The sequence below is a fragment of the Comamonas sp. GW821-FHT11H03 genome (genome assembly GCF_058807955.1).
Genome location: NZ_JBXARF010000011.1, coordinates 88,557 through 107,722, shown reverse-complemented (window position 1 = coordinate 107,722; position 19,166 = coordinate 88,557). Strand labels below are relative to the sequence as shown.

General features: G+C 65.4%; 12 protein-coding genes and 1 pseudogene. 8 read left to right on the top strand and 5 right to left on the bottom strand.

Annotation, left to right across the window (positions count from 1 at the left end; all coding sequences use genetic code 11):
• Positions 1-35: 35 nt before the first annotated feature.
• Positions 36-902, top strand: coding sequence for an amino acid ABC transporter substrate-binding protein (locus AC1RTQ_RS21585; protein WP_492878824.1), 867 nt, complete (start codon positions 36-38; stop codon positions 900-902).
• 27 nt (positions 903-929) lie between these two features.
• On the top strand, positions 930-1,625 hold the full coding sequence (locus AC1RTQ_RS21580) for an aspartate/glutamate racemase family protein (RefSeq protein ID WP_492878767.1): 696 nt from the start codon (positions 930-932) through the stop codon (positions 1,623-1,625).
• 159 nt (positions 1,626-1,784) lie between these two features.
• On the opposite strand, the gene AC1RTQ_RS21575 is transcribed toward AC1RTQ_RS21580, so the two are convergent.
• The 4 genes from AC1RTQ_RS21575 to AC1RTQ_RS21560 all read right to left on the bottom strand — a co-directional run bounded on the left by AC1RTQ_RS21575 (position 1,785) and on the right by AC1RTQ_RS21560 (position 8,774).
• Entirely contained in the window at positions 1,785-3,248 is a 1,464-nt protein-coding gene (locus AC1RTQ_RS21575; RefSeq protein ID WP_492878822.1) for an efflux transporter outer membrane subunit, read from the bottom strand.
• Positions 3,249-3,261: 13 nt separating this feature from the next.
• Positions 3,262-6,492 carry an efflux RND transporter permease subunit gene (locus AC1RTQ_RS21570; RefSeq protein ID WP_409812551.1) on the bottom strand — a complete coding sequence of 1,077 codons (3,231 nt, stop codon included), beginning with the start codon at positions 6,490-6,492 and terminating at the stop codon, positions 3,262-3,264.
• A gap of 22 nt (positions 6,493-6,514) precedes the next feature.
• Positions 6,515-7,756, bottom strand: a complete 1,242-nt coding sequence (locus AC1RTQ_RS21565; RefSeq protein ID WP_492878765.1) for an efflux RND transporter periplasmic adaptor subunit — start codon at positions 7,754-7,756, stop codon at positions 6,515-6,517.
• Positions 7,757-7,937: 181 nt separating this feature from the next.
• Positions 7,938-8,774 (bottom strand): alpha/beta hydrolase, encoded by an 837-nt coding sequence (locus AC1RTQ_RS21560; protein WP_492878763.1) that lies wholly within the window; start codon positions 8,772-8,774, stop codon positions 7,938-7,940.
• Positions 8,775-8,950: 176 nt separating this feature from the next.
• On the opposite strand from AC1RTQ_RS21560, the gene AC1RTQ_RS21555 reads away from it, so the two are divergent.
• On the top strand, positions 8,951-9,877 hold the full coding sequence (locus AC1RTQ_RS21555) for a LysR family transcriptional regulator (RefSeq protein WP_275054729.1): 927 nt from the start codon (positions 8,951-8,953) through the stop codon (positions 9,875-9,877).
• Between the two features lie 62 nt (positions 9,878-9,939).
• Here AC1RTQ_RS21555 and hrpA read toward each other — a convergent pair whose 3' ends face one another.
• Positions 9,940-13,995 carry an ATP-dependent RNA helicase HrpA gene (gene hrpA / locus AC1RTQ_RS21550; RefSeq protein ID WP_492878760.1) on the bottom strand — a complete coding sequence of 1,352 codons (4,056 nt, stop codon included), beginning with the start codon at positions 13,993-13,995 and terminating at the stop codon, positions 9,940-9,942.
• Positions 13,996-14,270: 275 nt separating this feature from the next.
• Between hrpA and AC1RTQ_RS21545 the strand changes: the two genes are divergently transcribed.
• The 5 genes and pseudogenes from AC1RTQ_RS21545 to AC1RTQ_RS21525 all read left to right on the top strand — a co-directional run bounded on the left by AC1RTQ_RS21545 (position 14,271) and on the right by AC1RTQ_RS21525 (position 19,141).
• On the top strand, positions 14,271-15,449 hold the full coding sequence (locus tag AC1RTQ_RS21545) for a metallophosphoesterase (protein ID WP_492878758.1): 1,179 nt from the start codon (positions 14,271-14,273) through the stop codon (positions 15,447-15,449).
• A 422-nt stretch (positions 15,450-15,871) separates the two neighbouring features.
• Positions 15,872-16,024: pseudogene (locus AC1RTQ_RS21540) on the top strand (zinc-ribbon domain-containing protein); the annotation flags it as partial.
• 177 nt (positions 16,025-16,201) lie between these two features.
• The gene (locus AC1RTQ_RS21535) at positions 16,202-16,744 is read left to right on the top strand and encodes a zinc ribbon domain-containing protein (protein ID WP_492878820.1); all 543 of its coding nucleotides are present in this window, start codon (positions 16,202-16,204) and stop codon (positions 16,742-16,744) included.
• A gap of 4 nt (positions 16,745-16,748) precedes the next feature.
• Positions 16,749-17,411: a hypothetical protein gene (locus tag AC1RTQ_RS21530; protein WP_492878756.1), complete on the top strand. Its 663-nt coding sequence runs from the start codon at positions 16,749-16,751 to the stop codon at positions 17,409-17,411.
• A gap of 65 nt (positions 17,412-17,476) precedes the next feature.
• The gene (locus tag AC1RTQ_RS21525; protein ID WP_492878754.1) at positions 17,477-19,141 is read left to right on the top strand and encodes a zinc ribbon domain-containing protein; all 1,665 of its coding nucleotides are present in this window, start codon (positions 17,477-17,479) and stop codon (positions 19,139-19,141) included.
• Positions 19,142-19,166 lie beyond the last annotated feature (25 nt).

Here is a 19,166-nt window from a genome sequence, read left to right as displayed (position 1 = left end):
TGCGCTTCCATCTTCGAAACGTGGCGGCTGCCGCCATGCTGGCCACAGCCCTTGTTCCCGCTCTGGACGCCCTCGCACAGGAGTCGCCCACCTTGAAAAAGATCAGGGAGAGCGGAGCCATCACCTTGGGGCACCGCGAGGCCTCCTTCGGGTTCTCCTACATCTCCGAGGCCGCAACCCCCATCGGCTACAGCATCGACATCTGCATGAAGATTGTGGACGCCATCAAGGCCGAGTTGAAACAACCCAAGATTGATATCAGGTACCAGGTCGTGACCTCGCAGAACCGCATCCCGCTTGTGACGAACGGGACGGTCGACATCGAGTGCGGCTCCACCACCAACCTCGTGGAGCGCCAGAAGGACGTCGCATTCTCGCCGGACATCTTCCGCTATAACGTGCGCATGGCCGTCAAGGCCAGCTCGGGTATCAGGAGCATTGCAGACCTGCAGGGCAAGGCGGTTGTCACCACCGCAGGCACGACTTCGTTCCGGCTCCTGCGTGAAGCCAACCGCGGCAAGGTGCTGGAAGTCACACAACTGTCCGGGAAAGACCATCTCGACTCCTTCCTGCTGCTGAATTCGGGGCGCGCAGCCGCCTTCGTTCTCGACGACATCCTGCTGGCAGGCCTTATCGCGAACACCCAGAACCCAAAGGAATTCATCATCACGGGCGAAAGCCTGCGCACCGAGAATCAGTCGCTGATGCTGCGCAAGGACGACCCGCAGTTCAAGGCTCTGGTAGACCGCGTGGTGGCTGGGATGATGAAATCAGGCGAAATGGAGACGCTCTACAAAAAGTGGTTCATGTCGCCGATTCCACCGAAAGGGACCAACATCAACTACCCGCTCAACGCAGAGACCCGAGAAGGCTTCGAGAATCCTTCCTCCAAGGGCATCTGACCTCCATCAACTTCCAGGCTCCCACACATGACACGGATTGCCCTCATTCACGCCCTGAGCCACTCGGTCGGGCCCATCAACGACGCATTCGAGCGAGACTGGCCGCAAGCCGTGCGCATGAATCTGCTTGACGACAGCCTGTCGGCAGACCTGGCACGAAGCAGCCACGGACTGGACGCGGCCATGCACAGGCGCTTCGAGGTCCTGGCCGACTATGCCGTGGGCACGGGCGCCCAGGCTCTTCTCTTTACCTGTTCGGCATTCGGCCCCTGCATCGCTGCGGTCGCGGCGCGGCATGCCGACATCCCTGTGCTCCGGCCCAACGAGGCCATGGTGGCCGAAGCCCTGCAACAGCCCGGAAAGATCGGACTCATCGCGACTTTTGCGCCCACGCTGAAGTCGATGCCGCCCGAGTTCGGCCCGGATGCAGACCTCGTTCTGGCTCTGGCCGAAGGCGCTTTGCAGGCCATGAATGCGGGAGACCTGGCACGCCACGATGCGCTCATCGCAGCCCAGGCCCGTCGCTTGAGAGACCAGGGATGTACCCGCATCGCGCTGGCGCAGTTCAGCATGGCAAGAGCACGAGCCGTTTGCGAGCAAGCCTCGGGGCTGCCCGTACTCACCACGGTAGATAGTGCAGTGCGCGCACTGAAGAATGCGCTGTGCAGCTCCATCGCCGAGTCCGCTTCACAAGGCCAGAGCCACCGGTCTCGTGCCGCCTGAAGACTCACCAATTGATGGCGAGCCTCGTGATCCAGCGCTGAAAGCGCATTTCATGATGAGGCCTGCCATCGGCAGACGCGGGCTACGAGGAAACCGCGCCTGGGCTCGGATCAGGACAGGCCCGAATCTGAGTGATGCGGCAGCGCCGAGGGCCCAGCCTCAGCTGCTTGCCGCCACGGTCTCGCCGCTGTCCCAGCTTCCGCCCAGCGCACGGATCAGCGCCACGGTGGCCGTGTACTGCGCGGTACGCACCTGCAAGGCCTGGCGCCGGTTGCGCAACTCGTTGCGGCGTGCATCCAGCAGCTCCAGCTGGCTCACCAGACCGTTGCGATAGCGCACGTCCGAGAGGTGCGTGGCCCGCTCTGAAGACTGCACGGCCTGCCCCAGCACGCGGGCCTGGCCCGAGAGCAGGCGCAAGGCACTGAGCTGATCCTCCACATCCCGAAAGGCCGCGAGTACCTGGCCGCGCTGGGCTGCCACGGCGGCCTCCAGGCGCGCGCGGGCCCCCTCCTCCTGCGCGGCGCGCTGGCCGCCGTCGAAGATGGGCAGGGACAGCAAGGCACCTATGCCCCAGGAGCGTGCCGACCACTTGAACAGATCGCCCAGCTCCGGCGAGGCATAGCCGCCATTGCCCGTGAGCGTGATGGCCGGAAACCATGCAGCCTGGGCTACGCCCACGCGCGCCTGGGCCGCCAGTACCGATGCCTGGGCTGCCGACACATCGGGGCGGCGCGCCAGTACCGTCGCGGGCACGCCTGCCGGAATCACGGGCAGCGTTGCCAGCACAGGCTGCGAGGCCAGCGTGAAGCCCGTGGCGACATCCCCCACAAGCACGGCCAGCGCATGCGTGAGGGCCGCCTGCTGGCGCTCCAACGCCAGTGTCTCGGCCTCGGTGGCCGAAACCTCGGTCTGCATGCGCGCCACGTCCAGCTCGGCTGCATCGCCAGCGCGGTAGCGCTTCTCGATCAGCCTCAACGTCTCGCGATAGGCCGCCAGACTCTGCTCGACCAGCTGGCGTTCGGTCTGCAGCGAACGCAGCTGCAGATAAGTCTGCGCCACATCGGCCTGCACCATCAGGCGCGTGCTCTGCAGCAGGGCCTCGCGTGCATTGGCATCCTCGCGTGCCGCTTCGCTGGCCCGCGACAGGCGGCCGAACAGATCCGCTTCGTAGGAGAAGTTCAAGCCGGCCGTGACCAGGGTTGCGGGCTGCATGCCGCTGGCGGTGTTCACCCCGGCCTGACGGGCGGCACCGCCCGAGGCCCCGATCTGCGGCTGGCGCTGCGCATCGGCCGAGCGCAGCAGAGCGCGGGCTTCGGCCAGGCGTGCCGCAGCGGTCTGCACATCGGTATTGGCTTCACCCGCACGCTCCACCAGAGCGCTGAGTTCGGTGTCGGCAAATACCCGCCACCAGGCACCGCGCGGCTGGGCCTCGGCCGGGGCGGCCTGCGTCCAGCCCGCGGCTGCGGCCTGGGCACTGAAGCTTGCGGGCACTGCAACACCGGCATGCTGGGCCACCGTGGGCGGTGCGCTGGCGCAACCCGCCAGCACCAGGGCTGCCGTCAGCGCGCTCAGGGACGGCATCAGGGATCGAATGCCTTGCATCGTTTTCATATCGGAATCCATGGTTGATTGGGGCTTATTCGTCATGGCCGCGCGGCGCAGCAGGCATGGGCAGGGCCGAGGCGCCGTGACCCGGCTCGCTGATCGGCGCCACATGGCTGCCATGCTGCTGCAGCGCACGGTTGCCGGCCAGACGGCGCAGCACCACATAGAACACCGGCGTGAGGAACAGGCCAAAGGCCGTCACACCGATCATGCCGGCGAACACCGCCACGCCCATGGCGCTGCGCATCTCGGCTCCCGCGCCCGTGGACAGCACCAGCGGCAGCACGCCCATGACAAAGGCCAGCGAGGTCATGAGGATGGGGCGCAGGCGCAGGCGGCTGGCCTCGATGGCGGCCTGCACGGGGGTGCGGCCGGCAAACTCCAGCTCGCGGGCGAACTCCACGATCAGGATGGCGTTCTTGGCCGACAACCCCACCAGCACGATGAGCCCGATCTGCGTGAACACATTGTTGTCGCCGCCGCTCAGCCACACGCCCGTCATGGCAGCCAGCAGGCCCATGGGCACGATGAGGATGATGGCAATCGGCAGGGTCAGGCTTTCATACTGCGCCGCCAGCACCAGGAAGACCAGCAGGATGGCGATGGGGAACACCAGCACGGCGGAATTGCCGGCCAGGATTTCCTGGTAGGTCAGCTCGGTCCACTCGAAGCTAATGCCGGGCGGCAGGGTTTCGGCGGCAATGCGCTCGACGGCTGCCTGGGCCTGGCCAGAGGAGAAGCCGGGCGCGGGCCCGCCATTCACGTCGGCGGCCAGAAAGCCGTTGTAGCGCATGGCGCGTTCTGGCCCGAAACTGGGTTCGAGCTTCATCAGCGCCGACAGCGGCACCATCTCGCCCGTGGTGGAGCGCACCTTGAGCAGGCCCACGTCCTCGGCGCGCGCCCGGTAGGCGGCATCGGCCTGCACGCGCACGCTGTAGGTGCGACCGAACTGGTTGAAGTCGTTGGCATACAGGCTGCCCAGGTAGATCTGCAGCGTCTCGAAGATGTCCGTCACCGGCACGCCGAGCTGGCGCGCCTTGGTGCGATCGATGGCGGCATAGAGCTGGGGCACGTTGACCTGCCAGCTGGTGAACAGGCCGGCCAGCTCCGGCGTCTGGTAGGCCTTGGCCATGAAGGCCTTCACGGCCGCGTCCATGGCGTCGTAGCCCAGCGAGGCGCGGTCCTCGATCTGCAGCTTGAAGCCTCCGGTCGTACCCAGGCCGGCCACGGGCGGTGGCGGGAACATGGCGATGAAGGCTTCCTGGATGCTGCCAAAAGCCTGGTTGAGCTGACCCGCCACGGCAGCGCCGCTCTGGTCGGCATGCGTGCGCTCGGCAAAGGGCTTGAGCGTGACAAAGACAATGCCCGAGTTGGAGCTGTTGGTGAAGCCGTTGATGGACAGGCCCGGGAAGGCGATGGCGTCCTCCACATTGGGATTGTTCTTGACGATGTCGCCCATGCGGCGGATCACGTCTTCCGTGCGGTCCAGCGTGGCGCCATCGGGCAGTTGGGCAAAGCCGACCAGGTACTGCTTGTCCTGGGCCGGCACAAAGCCGCCGGGCACCAGCTTGAACAGACCCCAGGTCGCGCCCACCAGCACCGCGTAGATCACCAGCATCAGCGCCTTGCGGCCGATGACACGCTGCACGCCGCCGCTATAGGCCTCGGAGCCGCGGCGGAACAAGGCGTTGAAACGGCGGAAAAAGCCGCCCAGCACCCGCTCCATGCCGCGTGTCAGCGCGTCCTTGGGAGCGTCGTGGCCGCGCAGCAGCAGCGCGGAAAGCGCAGGCGACAGGGTCAGCGAGTTGATGGCCGAGATCACCGTCGAGATGGCGATGGTCACCGCGAACTGGCGATAGAACTGGCCCGTGAGGCCGCTGATGAAGGCCAGCGGCACAAACACGGCCACCAGCACCAGAGCGATGGCGATGATGGGCCCGCTCACCTCCTGCATAGCGCGGTAGGTGGCCTGGCGCGGCGACAGCCCGGCCTCGATATTGCGCTCCACGTTCTCCACCACCACGATGGCGTCGTCCACCACGATGCCGATGGCCAGCACCAGACCGAACAGGCTCAGCGCATTGATGGAAAAGCCCAGCAGGTGCAGCACGGCAAACGTGCCCACCACCGAAACCGGCACGGCCAGCAGCGGAATGATGGAAGCGCGCCAGGTCTGCAGGAACAGGATCACCACCACCACCACCAGGGCCACGGCTTCCAGCAGGGTCTGGATCACGGACTTGATGGAGGCCCGCACGAACTGCGTGGGGTCATAGGCGATGCGGAACTCCACGCCCTCGGGCATGTGCTTTTGCAGCTCGGCCATGGTGGAGCGCACATTGGCCGAGATCTCCAGGGCGTTGGAGCCCGGGGCCTGGAACACGCCCATGCCCACGGCGGGGTCGTTGTTGAGCAGGGAACGCAGCGAATAATCGGCCGCGCCCAGCTCCAGCCTTGCCACGTCGCGCAGGCGCGTCACCGCGCCGTCGGCACCGGTCTTGACGATGATGTCGCCGAACTCCTCCTCGGTCTGCAAGCGGCCCTGGGCATTGATGGACAGTTGCATGTCCACGCCGGGCAGGCCGGGCGAGGCGCCGACCACACCGGCCGCGGCCTGCACGTTCTGACCGCGGATGGCGGCCACCACGTCGGCGGCCGAGAGACCGCGCTGCGCCACCTTCTGCGGGTCCAGCCAGGCACGCATGGAATAGTCGCCACCGCCGAAGATCTGCACCTGGCCCACGCCCTTGATGCGCGCCAGACGGTCCTTCACATTGAGCACGGCATAGTTGCGCAGATAGTCGATGTCATAGCGGCCGTTGGGCGAGACCATGTGCACGACCATGGTCAGGTCGGGCGCGCTCTTGACCGTGGTGATGCCCAGGCGGCGCACTTCCTCGGGCAGGCGCGGCTCGGCCTGGGAGACGCGGTTTTGCACCAGCTGCTGGGCCTTGTCGGGGTCGGTGCCCAGAGCGAAGGTCACGGTCAGCGTCATCACGCCGTCGGTCGTGGCCTGGCTGCCCATGTAGAGCATGCCTTCCACGCCGTTGATGGATTCCTCCAGCGGCGTGGCCACGGTTTCGGCAATCACCTTGGGATTGGCACCCGGGTACTGGGCGCGTACCACCACCGAGGGGGGAGCAACCTCGGGGTATTCCGAGATCGGCAGCGTTCGCATGGCGATCAGGCCAGCGAGAAAGATGAGCACCGACAGCACACCCGCGAAGATCGGGCGGTCGATGAAAAATCGGGAAAGGTTCATGGCGTCAGAGGATGAAGGGTTCTCAGGCCGTGGGTTGCTTGGCGGCGCTGCGGCCATCGGCCAGCTCGGGCTTGGCATTCATGGGCACGTCCTGAGGCGCGACCACCACGCCGGGGCGCACACGCTGCAGTCCGTTGACGACGATGCGCTCACCGGCCTTGAGGCCCGAAGTGACCACGCGCAGGCCGTCCACCGGCGCGCCCAGTTGCACCTCCCGGTACTCGGCCTTGTTGTCGGCACCAATCACCAGCACGAACTTCTTGCTCTGGTCCGTGCCCACGGCACGCTCGTTGATGAGCACGGCCTGGGTGGTCTGGGGCTGCCCCATGCGGATGCGCGCGAACTGGCCGGCCATGAGCGTGCCGTCCACATTGCCGAACACGGCGCGCACACGCACTGTGCCGCTCTTGGCATCAACCTGGTTGTCTATGAGCTGCAGATGACCGGCATAAGGCGTGCCGCCGCTGGTGCCCACGCCCATCTGCACGGGAATGGTTTCAATCAGCGCACGCGTGCTGTGCCCTTTGCTTGCGCTCTGCAGGCCCTGCAGCGCCTGGGCCACGATCTGCTCGTCAGCGTCGAAGCTGGCATACATCGGGTCCACCGACACCAGGGTGGTCAGCACCGGCGCTCCGGCCCCCGAGCTCACGAGATTGCCCACGGTGACCTCGATGCGGCCCACGCGCCCGCTCACCGGCGCCTTGACCTGGGTGTAGCCCAGGTTCAGCTTGGCGGTCTGCAGCGCGGCCTGCGCGGCGCGCAGATTCGCATCGGCCTCGCGCCGGGCATTCACGCGCTCGTCGTATTCCTTTTGCGCGATCGCGCGCTCGTCCCACAGACGCGTGGCGCGCTCGGACTCGCTCTGGGTATAGGCCATGCGCGCCTTGGCAGCAACCACCTGGGCTTCGGCGCGATCGACTTCCGCCGCGTAGGGAGCCGGGTCCACGGTGAACAGCAGATCACCAGCCCTGACCAGCGCTCCCTCCTTGAAATGCACGGCCTGCACCGCGCCCGAGACGCGCGGCTGCACATCCACGCGCTGCACGGCTTCCAGGCGGCCGGAGAATTCGTTCCACAGCGTCACATCCTGCTGCAGGACCTGGGCTGCCGAGACCGGCACGGCCGGCGCTGCGGCTTGCGCAGCCGGTGCCTCCGCGTGTGACGCCTGCAGGCCCAGCATGACGGCGGTCGTGGCGATCACGGCAGTGGCGACGCCGGCGGCGGCCCACCGGCGGCGGTTGGAGAGTTTGGAGTGCTCGTTCATGGCAATGTCTTTGATTCAAGGGTTGAAAGCGGTAGCGGCTCTTTCGGCGGCAGACGAGACTCATCCCTTCCAGCGCTCAGGCCAGGAATCGAATGAGAAAGAGAATAAAAAGGCGCAGCCGTGCTGCGTCCGGCCCGGGGGGGCCGGATCAGGTCAGCGATCTGGGCAGGGCAAGATCAGCTCAGAGCCGACATCGGGTGGTTTCGAAAAACTGGCGCAACTGCTCCTGCAGCTGCGCGGCGCAAGGGCAGGACTCGGGCGGCTGCTCCAGCAGCGCCTGCGGCCATTGCCCCGCTTCGGCAAACACATGGCGAAACACGCTCAGGCCGGCAGCTTCCAGCCGCGCGCCATAGCTCAGTGCCTCATCGCGCATGGGGTCGGCCTCGCCGACCAGAATCAGCGTCGGCGGCAGCCCCGCCAGACGGCGGGCCCGAGCCGGCACCGCATAGGGGTGCTCCGCATCATGCGGCTCGCCCAGGTACTGGCACCAGCCCGAAGCCCATTTGCATTCGACGGATTCGCCCTGAGCGGCACGCTGCGAGGGCGTGGCCGAGCAGGGGTCCAGCATGGGAGAGATCAGAATCTGCCCGGCCAGCGGCGGCTGCTGCTGGTCGCGCGCCATCATGCAGACGCCGGCCGCCAGATTGGCACCGGCCTCTTCACCGGCCAGATAGAGCGGAGCGCCCTTTCCGGCCAGCTTGGTGCGTTGCTTGTAGGCCCACAGCAGCACCTCATAGCCCAGCTCCAGCGGACGCGGAAACGGATGCTCGGGTGCCAGCGGATAGGCCAGCGACACCACACAGGCCCCGGCCGCCGCCAGCGAGCTGCCGACGGTGCAGCCGTTGTCCAGATCCCCCGCCACAAAGGCACCGCCATGGAAATGCAGCACCAGCGGGACCACTTCGCCGCGTCGCTTGCCGCCATACAGGCGCACATGGGCCTGCACACCGTCGGCCACGGAAATCGTGGTGTCGGTGTGAGAGATCGGCTGCAATGCGGTGGGTTTGGTGTTTGACATGGATTTTCCGGACAGGACCGGGTGATGGAACAGAAATGTAGCAACAGCAATTGACGGCATAAACCCCGCAAACGCGGCCACACTGTTTCCAATTCTCGAACAATGACGGGGGGAGCTGTGTGTGAGAATCCCGCATCCTCGGCGAGTCCGGGTTTTCGCGAGGACAAGGAGATCCCATGGATCAGATACAGGCCATGCGTATTTTCGCGCGGGTCGTGGAAGCCGGCACTTTCACGCGTGCAGCCGATTCGCTGCAAATGCCAAAAGCCAGTGTGACCAAGAATGTGCAGGCGCTGGAAGAGCGCCTGCGCGTGAAGCTGCTCAACCGTACCACGCGTCGCGTGACCGTGACCGCCGACGGTGCGGCCTATTACGACCGCGCCGTGCGCCTGCTCGCCGACTTCGACGATCTCGAGGCCAGCGTCAGCCAGGCGCGCACCACGCCGCGCGGGCGCCTGCGCGTGGATGTGGGAACGACGGTGGCGCGTCTGCTCATCATTCCCCATCTGAGCGAGTTCCAGTCGCGCTACCCCGAGATACAGATCGATCTGGGCGTGAGCGACCGCACCGTGGACCTGATCAGCGACAACGTGGACTGCGTGATCCGCGGCGGCGAGCTGGCCGACCAGTCCCTGGTGGCGCGCCGCATCGGCAATCTGGAATTCATCACCGTTGCTGCTCCCGACTATCTGCAGCGCCACGGCGTGCCCCGGCATCCGCGCGATCTGGAGTCCGGCCATCGCAACGTGATCTATTTCTCACCGGTCTCGGCCAGGCGCTATCCGCTGGAGTTTCACAAGGGCGGCGAAGTGATAGAGATCGCCAGCCCCGCCCACCTGGGCATCAACGAAGGCAATGCCTATATCAGCGCCATCCTCGCCGGCCAGGGCATAGGACAGCTCAGCCGCTTCCAGATTCACAAGTACCTGGAAAACGGCCAGCTGCAACGCGTGCTGGAGGACTGGAAGCACCCTCTGCTGCCGATCTACGTGGTCTATCCGCCCAACTCCCACCTCAGCGCCAAGGTGCGCGCCTTTGTGGACTGGGTGGTGGAGCTGTTTTCGCGCAATCCGCTGCTGCAGGGCGAAAGCCGGCCCGCCTAGACAGGCAGGGCCGCACTCGTCAGGCCGTCAGGCCGTCAGGCCGTCAGGCCGTCAGGCCAGCATCACTGCTGCAGCTGCGCCCAGACCTTGTCCAGCCGCTTGGCGCTGACCGGATAGGGCGTGCGCAGCTCCTGGGCAAAAAAGCTCACGCGCAGCTCCTCCAGCATCCAGCGGTACTCCTGCATGCGGGCATCGACCTGGCCCTTGCGCTCGGCCACCAGCCGCCAGTAGCGCTGCTCCAGCGGCAGCAGCTCCTTGAGCTTGGCGGCATCGCGCGCCGGATCGGCCCGGTACTTGTCCAGACGCGAGGTAATGGCCTTGAGGTAGCGCGCGTAATGGCCGAGCTGCGCCCAGGGGGCTACGGCGATGAAGTTCTTGGGCATCAGCTTTTGCAGCTGCTCGCTCGCGTCCTTGGTGGCCTCCGGCGCGTTCTTGGTGTCCTTGATCTTGCGCGCGGCGGCCGCGTACTCGGCAAGGATCGTGGCCGACATGCGTGCCACCTCGTTGGCAATCAGCGTCAGTCGGCCACGGCCGTCCTGCACGCGCTGCTTGAAGTCGGTCTCGTTGCTCGGCAACGGCTCCTGCAGGAAGGCGCGGTCGATGGCCACGTCGATGATCTGGCCGCGCAGCTCCTCCTGCGTGCCCAGCGGCATATAGGCCACGGCCATCTTCTGCAGGTCGGGAATGTTCTTCTCCAGATACTTGAGCGCATCGCGAATCTGCAGCGCGAACAGCCGGCGCAGACCCACGCGGTGCTTCGCGGCGGCGGCCTCGGGTTCGTCAAAGACCTCGATGCCGACGGCGTCGCCATGGTCGATCAGGGCCGGAAAGCCGATCAGCGTGGTGCCGCCCTTCTTGATTTCCATGAGCTCGGGCAGCTCGCCAAAGCTCCAGTCCCTGTAGCGCGCATCGTGCGGCTGGGCCGGCTTGCCGGCCGCAGCCTTATCATTTTTAGGAGCTGCTTGCGCTTGTCCATTAATATTTTCAGATACTTTTGACTCTGAAATGCTTGTATCACCTGCGCCAGCAGCTACCTTTAATGAAGCAAGCGCCTGAAAGGCGCCGCGAGCCTTGGCGCCCCACTCGGCCTTGAGCGCGCCCAGATTGCGCCCCTGGCCCAGCTGGCGGCCGTGCTCGTCCGTGATGCGGAAGTTCATGAACAGATGCGGGCTGAGCATGTCCAGCTTGAAGTCGGCGCGCTTGACATCCAGCGAAGTCTCGTCACGCACCTGCTTGAGCAAGGCGTCGATCAGCCCGCCCTGGGCCCAGCGCTCGCTCTGCGTGAACAGCTCGGCCAGCCGCCCCGCGCTCTCGGGCAGCGGCACAAAGCGGCTGCGCGGGCGCTGGGGCAGGCTCTTGAGCAGCGCCTGGATCTTGTCCTTGAGCATGCCCGGCACCAGCCACTCGGCGCGCTCCTCCGACACCTGGTTGAGCACGAACAGCGGCACGGTGACCGTGATGCCGTCGCGCGCATCGCCGGGGCTGTGCAGATAGCTGGCGCTGCAATCGGCACCGCCGAGCTTCACGGTCTTGGGGAATTTGTCCGTGGTGATGCCTGCGGCCTCGTGCCGCATCAGCTCGTCCCTGGACAGGCGCAGCAGCTCAGGTTGATTCCTGCTCTCGGCGCGGAACCACTTGTCGAAGGTCGCGCCGCTGTAGACATCCCTGGGCAGATGCTGGTCGTAGAAGGCAAAGATCAGCTCGTCGTCGACCAGCACGTCCTGGCGGCGGCTCTTGTGCTCCAGCTCCTCGACCTTGCGCATGAGCTTGAGGTTGGCGGGCAGGAAATGCCATTGGGTTTCCCACTCGCCCTCCACCAGCGCCTGGCGGATGAAGAGATTGCGCGCCTCGTGCGGATCGACGCGGCCGTAGCTCACGCGGCGGCCGTTGTAGACCACCAGGCCGTAGAGCGTGGCACGCTCCAGCGCCACCACATCGGCCTGCTTCTTGCTCCAGTGCGGCTCCAGCAGCTGCTTCTTGAGCAGGTGCCCGCCCACCTCCTCCAGCCACTGCGGCTCTATGGCCGCAATGCCGCGGCCGTACAGGCGCGAGGTCTCGACCTGCTCGGCCGCCACAATCCAGCGGCCGGGCTTCTTGCTCAGGTGCGCACCGGGATGCGGGTGGAACTTGATGCCGTGCGCGCCCAGATAGCTCTCGCTCTCCTCGGCCTTGTAACCGATATTGCCGAGCAGCCCCGACAGCATCGACAGATGCACGGCCTCATAGCCCGCCGCCTCGTTGTTGAGCAGCCATTTCTGCTCCTTGACCACGGTCAGCAACTGCGAGTGGATATCGCGCCACTCGCGCACGCGGCGGATATTGATGAAGTTCTGGCGCAGCAGCTGCTCCCACTGGCGGTTGCTGATCTTGTGCGTAGCCTCGTCGGCATGTTGCGCCTGCTCGGCGGGGTTGAACAGCGCCAGCCGCTCCTCAACCGTGCCTTCGAGCTGCGCACCGCTGGCACGCTGACTGACGGGCAGGAAGGCCTGGTTGCGCGCATTGGGCTTGGCCGCAGGCGCGTGCTGGGCCGCCATCTCCTTGCGGCTCTTGGCCACGACCTTGCCGCCGCGCGCGTCCGACAGCCACTGCCACAAACGCAGATAGCCGCTGAATTCGCTTTTCTCGTCGTCGAACTTGGCATGTGCCTGGTCGGCCTGCTGTTGCGCCTCCAAGGGCCGGTCGCGCACGTCCTGCACGCTCAGAGCCGAGGCAATGATCAGCACCTCGGCCAGGGCGCGGCGCTCGCGCGCCTCCAGAATCATGCGGCCCACGCGCGGGTCCAGCGGCAGGCGCGACAGCTCCTTGCCCATGGGCAGCAGATGGCCGTGATCGTCCACCGCACCCAGCTCGGCCAGCAACTGGTAGCCGTCGGCAATGGCGCGGCCCGAAGGCGCTTCAAGGAAGGGGAAATGCACCACATCGCCCAGACCCAGCGACTTCATGCGCAGGATCACGCCGGCCAGCGAGGAGCGCAGGATTTCGGGGTCGGTGAAGCGGTCGCGGCTGACAAAGCTCGCTTCGTCATACAGGCGAATGCAGATGCCGTTGGCCACACGGCCGCACCGGCCCGCGCGCTGGTTGGCGGCGGCCTGCGAGATCGGCTCGACCAGCAGCTGCTCCACCTTGCTGCGGAAGGAGTAGCGCTTCACACGCGCCGTCCCGGCGTCGATCACATAGCGAATGCCCGGAACCGTGAGCGAGGTTTCGGCCACATTGGTGGCCAGCACGATGCGCCTGCCCGTATGGCCGTCAAAGATACGGTCCTGCTCGGCCTGCGACAGGCGCGAGAACAGCGGCAGCACCTCGGCGCTGCGCAGCGTGGGCGAGTGCTGCAAATGCTTGCGCAGATGGTCGGCGGCTTCGCGAATCTCGCGCTCGCCCGGCAGGAAGATCAGGATATCGCCGCCCTTGCCGCCGGCCCAGAGTTCATCGACGCCATCGGCAATGGCGTCGTTCAGATCCTTGTCTTTTTCACCCTCGAACGGGCGATAGCGCATCTCCACCGGATAGGTGCGGCCCGAGACCATGATCACGGGTGCAGGACCGCTCTTCGATTCAAAGTGCTTGGCAAAGCGGTCCGCATCGATGGTGGCGGACGTGACCACCACTTTGAGGTCGGGGCGCTTGGGCAGGATCTGCCTGAGATAGCCGAGCAAAAAGTCGATGTTCAGGCTGCGCTCATGCGCCTCGTCGATGATCAGCGTGTCATAGGCCTTGAGCAGCGGATCGGTCTGGGTCTCGGCCAGCAAGATGCCGTCGGTCATCAGCTTGACGGAGGCGTTCTTCTGCAGCGTGTCCTGAAAGCGCACCTTGTAGCCCACCACTTCGCCCGGCGGCGTGTTCAGCTCCTCGGCAATGCGCTTGGCCACCGAGCTGGCGGCAATGCGGCGCGGCTGGGTGTGGCCGATCAGATGGCCGCGCACCTGGCCGTTGGCATCGGGCGTGGCATTGAGCCTGCCCCGGCCCAGCGCCAGTGCGATCTTGGGCAGCTGCGTGGTCTTGCCCGAGCCCGTCTCGCCACAGACGATGATGACCTGGTGACGGTCCATGGCCTCCATGATTTCCTGGCGACGGCCAGATACGGGGAGCGACTCGGGGAAGGTGATCTTCAAAGACATAAGGGCTGGGATTATCCCCGTCCTTGGCCAGTCTTGCGCAGTGATGGCAAAAGCAGCCGTGCCGCGCCATTTTCAACGCCCTGCGCTGCACCAGCCACGGCGGCGGCGACGGCGGCGGCTGCCGCGTTCACTGCGGGGACACCAACGCTTGCTATGCTCGCGGCAATTTTTGTCAGACTTACGCAAACAAGAACGCTACAACGGCCTGCCCTCTGGGGCAGTCGCCCGGCCTGAACCCGTTTTGCGCAAGTCGTTTTTTGGTTTCTCCGCTGCCCATGGTTTCGACTGCTGCTCTCCTCATCCCTCTTCTGGCTCTGTGGCTCTGGTGGCCTGTCTCCAGTCTCAACGGCACCTCCCGTCTGAGCCGCCTGCTGGCGGTTTTGATCACAGGCCTGCCGGGCATCGCGCCGGCCTTGCTGCTCAAGGCCGTGCAGACCAATGCCCTTCCCTACGCTGTGGTGGCGCGCCTGCAAGTCCCCGGCGGCTGGGTGCTGGCCATGCTGCTGATGCTGGCGCTGTTCGTGCTGCTGCGCGATCTGATGTGGCTCATCGCCCGGCTCATGGGCCGTACCGGCCTGGCGCAGCTGCTGCACCTTCCCGCGCTCACCACGGCCGCAGTGGTGGCGAGCGGCTGCCTGAGCGCCATCGGCGTCTTCAACGCCCTGCAGCCGCCCAGGGTGCATGAGCAGCAGATCGCAGTCAAAGACCTGCCCGCCGCCCTGCAGGGCCTGCGCATTGCCGTGCTGGCCGATATCCATGCCAGCCCGGTCAACGATGCAAGCTATGTGCACACCATCGTGCAGCGCACCCTGGACACCACGCCCGACCTGATCGTGCTGCCCGGCGACATGGTGGACGGCGATGTCGCCACCAGCCGTGCCCATGTGGCACCGCTGGCCGCCTTGAGCGCACGCTACGGCGTCTGGGCGGCACCGGGCAACCACGAGTACTACAGCGGCTATAACGCCTGGATGGCCGAGTTCCGCCGCCTGGGCCTGAATCTGCTGGAAAACCGCATGCAGCTGCTGAACATCAAGGGCAGCAAGCTGGCCCTGTCCGGCATTGGCGATCCGGTGTTCGGCCGCACCTCGCCCAACAACGCCGACCCCGAGGTCGCCGAAGGCATCCCCCCTGATGTGGACGCGGTTGCCGCCCAGGCCAGCAAGGCCGGCGCACAGTTTCATATCCTGCTGGCGCACCAGCCCAAGTTCGCGCGGGGCAACGCGGACAAGGGCGTGAATCTGCAGATATCGGGCCACACCCACGGCGGGCTGATTCTGGGCATGGACCGCTGGCTGGTGGCTCCCGTCAACAACGGTTTCGTGCGCGGCGAATATCAAATCGGCACTATGAAGCTGCTGGTCAGCAGCGGCGCAGGACTGTGGGCCGGTTTTGCCGTACGCCTTGGCGTGGCACCACAAATCGAGCTGCTGACGCTGGTTGCGCAGCAGTGATTACCCGCCTTGCTGACTCCCGACGTTCGGCAGGGCCTGTATTTCGTTGAAATCTTTACCGCGCAAAACACGCTCAACCATTTGAAGCATTTGCAAAAATCAAACAGATTTCGAGATTCGAGCTTTTCTCGGCAATCCCGGCCTGCATAAAGCACCTGATTGATTGCCTTCTTTTCAAATCAGTCACTTACGCCAGAAATCCCCTGAAACTGCGCGCGCAGCTCCATTAACCCCGACCCCGTTCAAGGATTGCCATGTCTGACAAAAAGCTGTCAAAACCGAGCGTACTTACATTCCCGTAAAGCGATCCAACAGGCCGCGGCAAATGCGCCGCTAAGATACAAATCATTTTTCATGGGTCCGTACCGGCTCATGCCAACGCGCAGAAACCGGCCCCTATTCCACGCATTGCCAAGGCAGCAATGCCGCCGAGCGGCCATTGCTGCGGACTCTTTTCTCGATTGCAGACCATGAATTGTTCCCAATGCGGCAATCCGCTCTCCCCCACTGCCAAGTTCTGCAAGAGCTGCGGCGCCAGACAAGAACCGGAAGCGGCAATCACTGCTGCTGAAAAAATCTGCAGCCAATGCCAGTCCGTCTGCAAGCCCGAGGCCCGCTTCTGCACACGATGCGGCATGGTGTTCGAGCGCCCCGGCGCTGACCATGCTGCGGCAGCCACTGCGCCGCCCATGCCTTTAGGTGCCTCGCAGGCCGTTGACAGCGCAAGCCTGACCCCGCCCTTGATCGAGCCCATGGATACACCTGCGCCCAGGCCGCCACAGTCGGAGCCCGCCGCATTTGCGCCGCGCAACGACCGCACACCGGCCTTTCCCCAAGAGCCGGTGCGCGGCAGCAATGCCTGGATCAAATGGGCAGCGCTGGCACTGCTGGTTGCAGCCATTGCGGGCGGAGTGATGATGGCAAGCAACATGAAGGGCCTGACCGGCGCGGGCAATAGCGCCAATAGCGCATCCAGTGGGGCCCAGGCCGGCAAGGATGCTATTTCGGCCGAAGACAAGGCCAAGGCCGATGCCCTGGTCGGCCCGCTGGGCGGCAATGCGGCTGCGCAGGCCACGCCTGTCGAAAGCGCCCCGGCTGCCGTGGACAATGTGCCCAGCACGACAGTCGCCCCCGTGGCGGCGACCCCAGACACCGTCAGCGTCGCTCCCGCGCCAGCGGCCAGCACGCAGCAGCCCGCAAGCCCGGCACCCGGCAAACCGCCCATGCCGGCCCCTGCAAGAACACCTGCAGTCAAGAAGAACACCGCTCCATCACTGGATGACCTGCTGGATTGAAGCCATGAAAAAACTCAAACTCACAGTGCTGGCCTGCGCCGCAACCGTGCTTGGCGGCTGCGCCACCTTGCAAGATGCCTCCACATCGCTGAGCTGCATGCTCTCGCGCGTCACCAATTCTGCTGACCCCAGCTGCGGCCCCGGCGGCGGCGCGCCCGCAACCGCTGTGTCGGGCGGGCAGAACGAGCGCTTTGCGCGTCTGCAGGCCGCTCTCGATCAGGAAACCCAGCAGGCTCAAAGCATGCAGGCCCAGGCCGTGCAAGCCATGCAGAAGCTGCCGGCCAAACAACGCGCCGTGGCCGGCCCGGTGCAGACCAGAACCGTCAGCATTGCCGATGCCCAGTCGGGACAGGCACACCAGATGCGCAGCTTCTCCGCATTGACCGTGGACATGCCGCTGGCCGCCAAGGGCCGCAAGGAATACACCCAGGCTATGAATGTGCTCAAGGAGCTGGCCAATGAACTGGCCGACAACCGGGGCTCATCCAGCATCGTGGTCGATCAGTCCGACGAGGATGTCAAGGCCGGGCGTGTGAATACCGCCACTGGCACCACCCAGTCCAAGGGCGGCAAACCCGTGACTGTCATCAAGAAGATCGATACTGGTCTGCCCGCTGGCGTGGAGCGCTACACCATCGAAGCCGGCGAGATCCGCGGCAAGCTTTGACACCCGGCCAGCCAGCGGCTCATCGCGCCACACCAGCCAGCCTCAACCACAAGACAGGACGAAAAATGAGAGAGCAACCCCTGGGAGAAATACGTTTTGCCACCCTTGCCAGAGCTGCCGAAGGGCTGACTCAGTGGCGACCGCTGCTGCTGTGCTTTCTGACGCTGCTGGTCACCGGCGCACTGATAGCAGGCGCGGCCTGGATGCTGGTCAAGGCCGGCTTCTTCATGTACCTGATCTTCATGCTGGCGGCCGTCATCGCGCTGCTGGCCGGCTCTTCAGGCGTCGGCATCATGCTCATGGACAAGGCCAAAAACGAGCCCGTACGTTCCTTCTCGGCGGCGGCATCGGCCGGCCTGCTGTGCCTTCCCAAATTCCTGCTGGTCGGTCTGGCGATATTTGTTGCCACGCTGGCTTACTACCTGATGGCTGCCGTCATCTACTTCATCTGCAAGATTCCCGTGCTCGGCGGCATTCTGGCCTTTGTGGTCCACCCGATTCTGGTGCTGGTCGCTGCCGCCTTGCTGATCGCCATGATCTGGGTCGTCGGCCCGCTGATGGGCCCTGCGCTATGGAGCGGCCTGTCCGTCAAGGCTGCGCTGGCCAATGTGCTGAGCATCGCGCGCAAGCGCCTGGTCGAAGTGGTTCTGATGGAGGTCGTGCTCTATGTCATTTTGGGCCTGGTCTGCTTCATGCTGTTTGCCGGACTGGTGCCTGCCACCGTCTCCCTGACCGGGATGGCCATGAGCATTACCGGAGATGCCGGCTCCATGGCCGGCATGTTCATGGGCGGCGGCTACGGCCGTGGTTACGGCGGTGGCTTCAATCCCATGGGCATGATGGGTGGCGGCAGCACCGGCCTCATCGCCGGCCTGGGCGTTCTCTACTGCGTGGTGGGCGCACTGCTGGCCCAGGTGGCCATCATGGGCATGAACCTGATCTATCTGCAGGCTCGTGAAAGCGTGGACCCTTCCGAGGCCGAGGGTGCACTGGACAGCCTGATTGGCGATGTGCGCAAAAAAGCCGAGGAAGCCAAGGCCCAGACCATGGCTGCCGCAGAACGCACCATGGCTGCGGCCGAGCGCGCCAAGCAGGCTGCCAGCGAGCGCCTGCAGGAAGCCACGGCCAAGCCCTCCGCCACCGAAACCCCGCCCGCCACCGACAGCAATGCCAGCGCTGGCGCAGCATCGGCTGCCGCTGCATCGGCTGCCGCAGCTCTGACTGCCGCCACAGCGGTATCCACCGAGCAGGCGTTTGCCGAACAGCAGGCGCGCGAGCGTGCTGCCGCCGATGCGGCGGACAAAGCACGTCAAAGCGCTGAAGAGGCTGCAGCCCGCCAGCGAAGCGAAGCCGAGGCAGCACGCCTGCGTGCCGAGGCCGAGACTGCCCGTCTGAAGGCCGAAGCCGAGGCCGCCGAGCGGGCTGCGCAAGAGCATGCTGCTGCCGAAGCCCAGGAACTGGCCGCACACCAGCGTGCCCAAGCCCAGGCCGCAGAGGAACGCGCCGCAGCCCAGGCTGCCGAAGAAGCACGTCAGCAAGCCGAGGCCCAGCGCCTGAAGGCACAGGCCGAACAGCAGGCCGCCGAGCGTGAAGCAGCCCGTGTCCGCGCCGAAGCAGAGGCCGCCGAGAAAGCCCGCCAGACCCAGGCAGCGCCAAGCTGCCCCGCCTGCAGCGCCCCCGTGGCTGCCAATGACCTGTTCTGCGGCGAATGCGGCAACAAGCTCAAGTAAGGTAAGAGCTTGAATCGAAAGCCTG

Coding starts and splice junctions, on each gene's coding strand:
- hrpA (WP_492878760.1), bottom strand. CDS start 13,995: ATGTCTTTGAAGATCACCTTCCCCGAGTCGCTCCCCGTATCTGGCCGT.
- AC1RTQ_RS21585 (WP_492878824.1), top strand. CDS start 36: ATGCTGGCCACAGCCCTTGTTCCCGCTCTGGACGCCCTCGCACAGGAG.
- AC1RTQ_RS21560 (WP_492878763.1), bottom strand. CDS start 8,774: ATGTCAAACACCAAACCCACCGCATTGCAGCCGATCTCTCACACCGAC.
- AC1RTQ_RS21580 (WP_492878767.1), top strand. CDS start 930: ATGACACGGATTGCCCTCATTCACGCCCTGAGCCACTCGGTCGGGCCC.
- AC1RTQ_RS21525 (WP_492878754.1), top strand. CDS start 17,477: ATGAGAGAGCAACCCCTGGGAGAAATACGTTTTGCCACCCTTGCCAGA.
- AC1RTQ_RS21545 (WP_492878758.1), top strand. CDS start 14,271: ATGGTTTCGACTGCTGCTCTCCTCATCCCTCTTCTGGCTCTGTGGCTC.
- AC1RTQ_RS21575 (WP_492878822.1), bottom strand. CDS start 3,248: ATGGATTCCGATATGAAAACGATGCAAGGCATTCGATCCCTGATGCCG.
- AC1RTQ_RS21530 (WP_492878756.1), top strand. CDS start 16,749: ATGAAAAAACTCAAACTCACAGTGCTGGCCTGCGCCGCAACCGTGCTT.
- AC1RTQ_RS21535 (WP_492878820.1), top strand. CDS start 16,202: ATGGATACACCTGCGCCCAGGCCGCCACAGTCGGAGCCCGCCGCATTT.
- AC1RTQ_RS21565 (WP_492878765.1), bottom strand. CDS start 7,756: ATGAACGAGCACTCCAAACTCTCCAACCGCCGCCGGTGGGCCGCCGCC.
- AC1RTQ_RS21555 (WP_275054729.1), top strand. CDS start 8,951: ATGGATCAGATACAGGCCATGCGTATTTTCGCGCGGGTCGTGGAAGCC.
- AC1RTQ_RS21570 (WP_409812551.1), bottom strand. CDS start 6,492: ATGAACCTTTCCCGATTTTTCATCGACCGCCCGATCTTCGCGGGTGTG.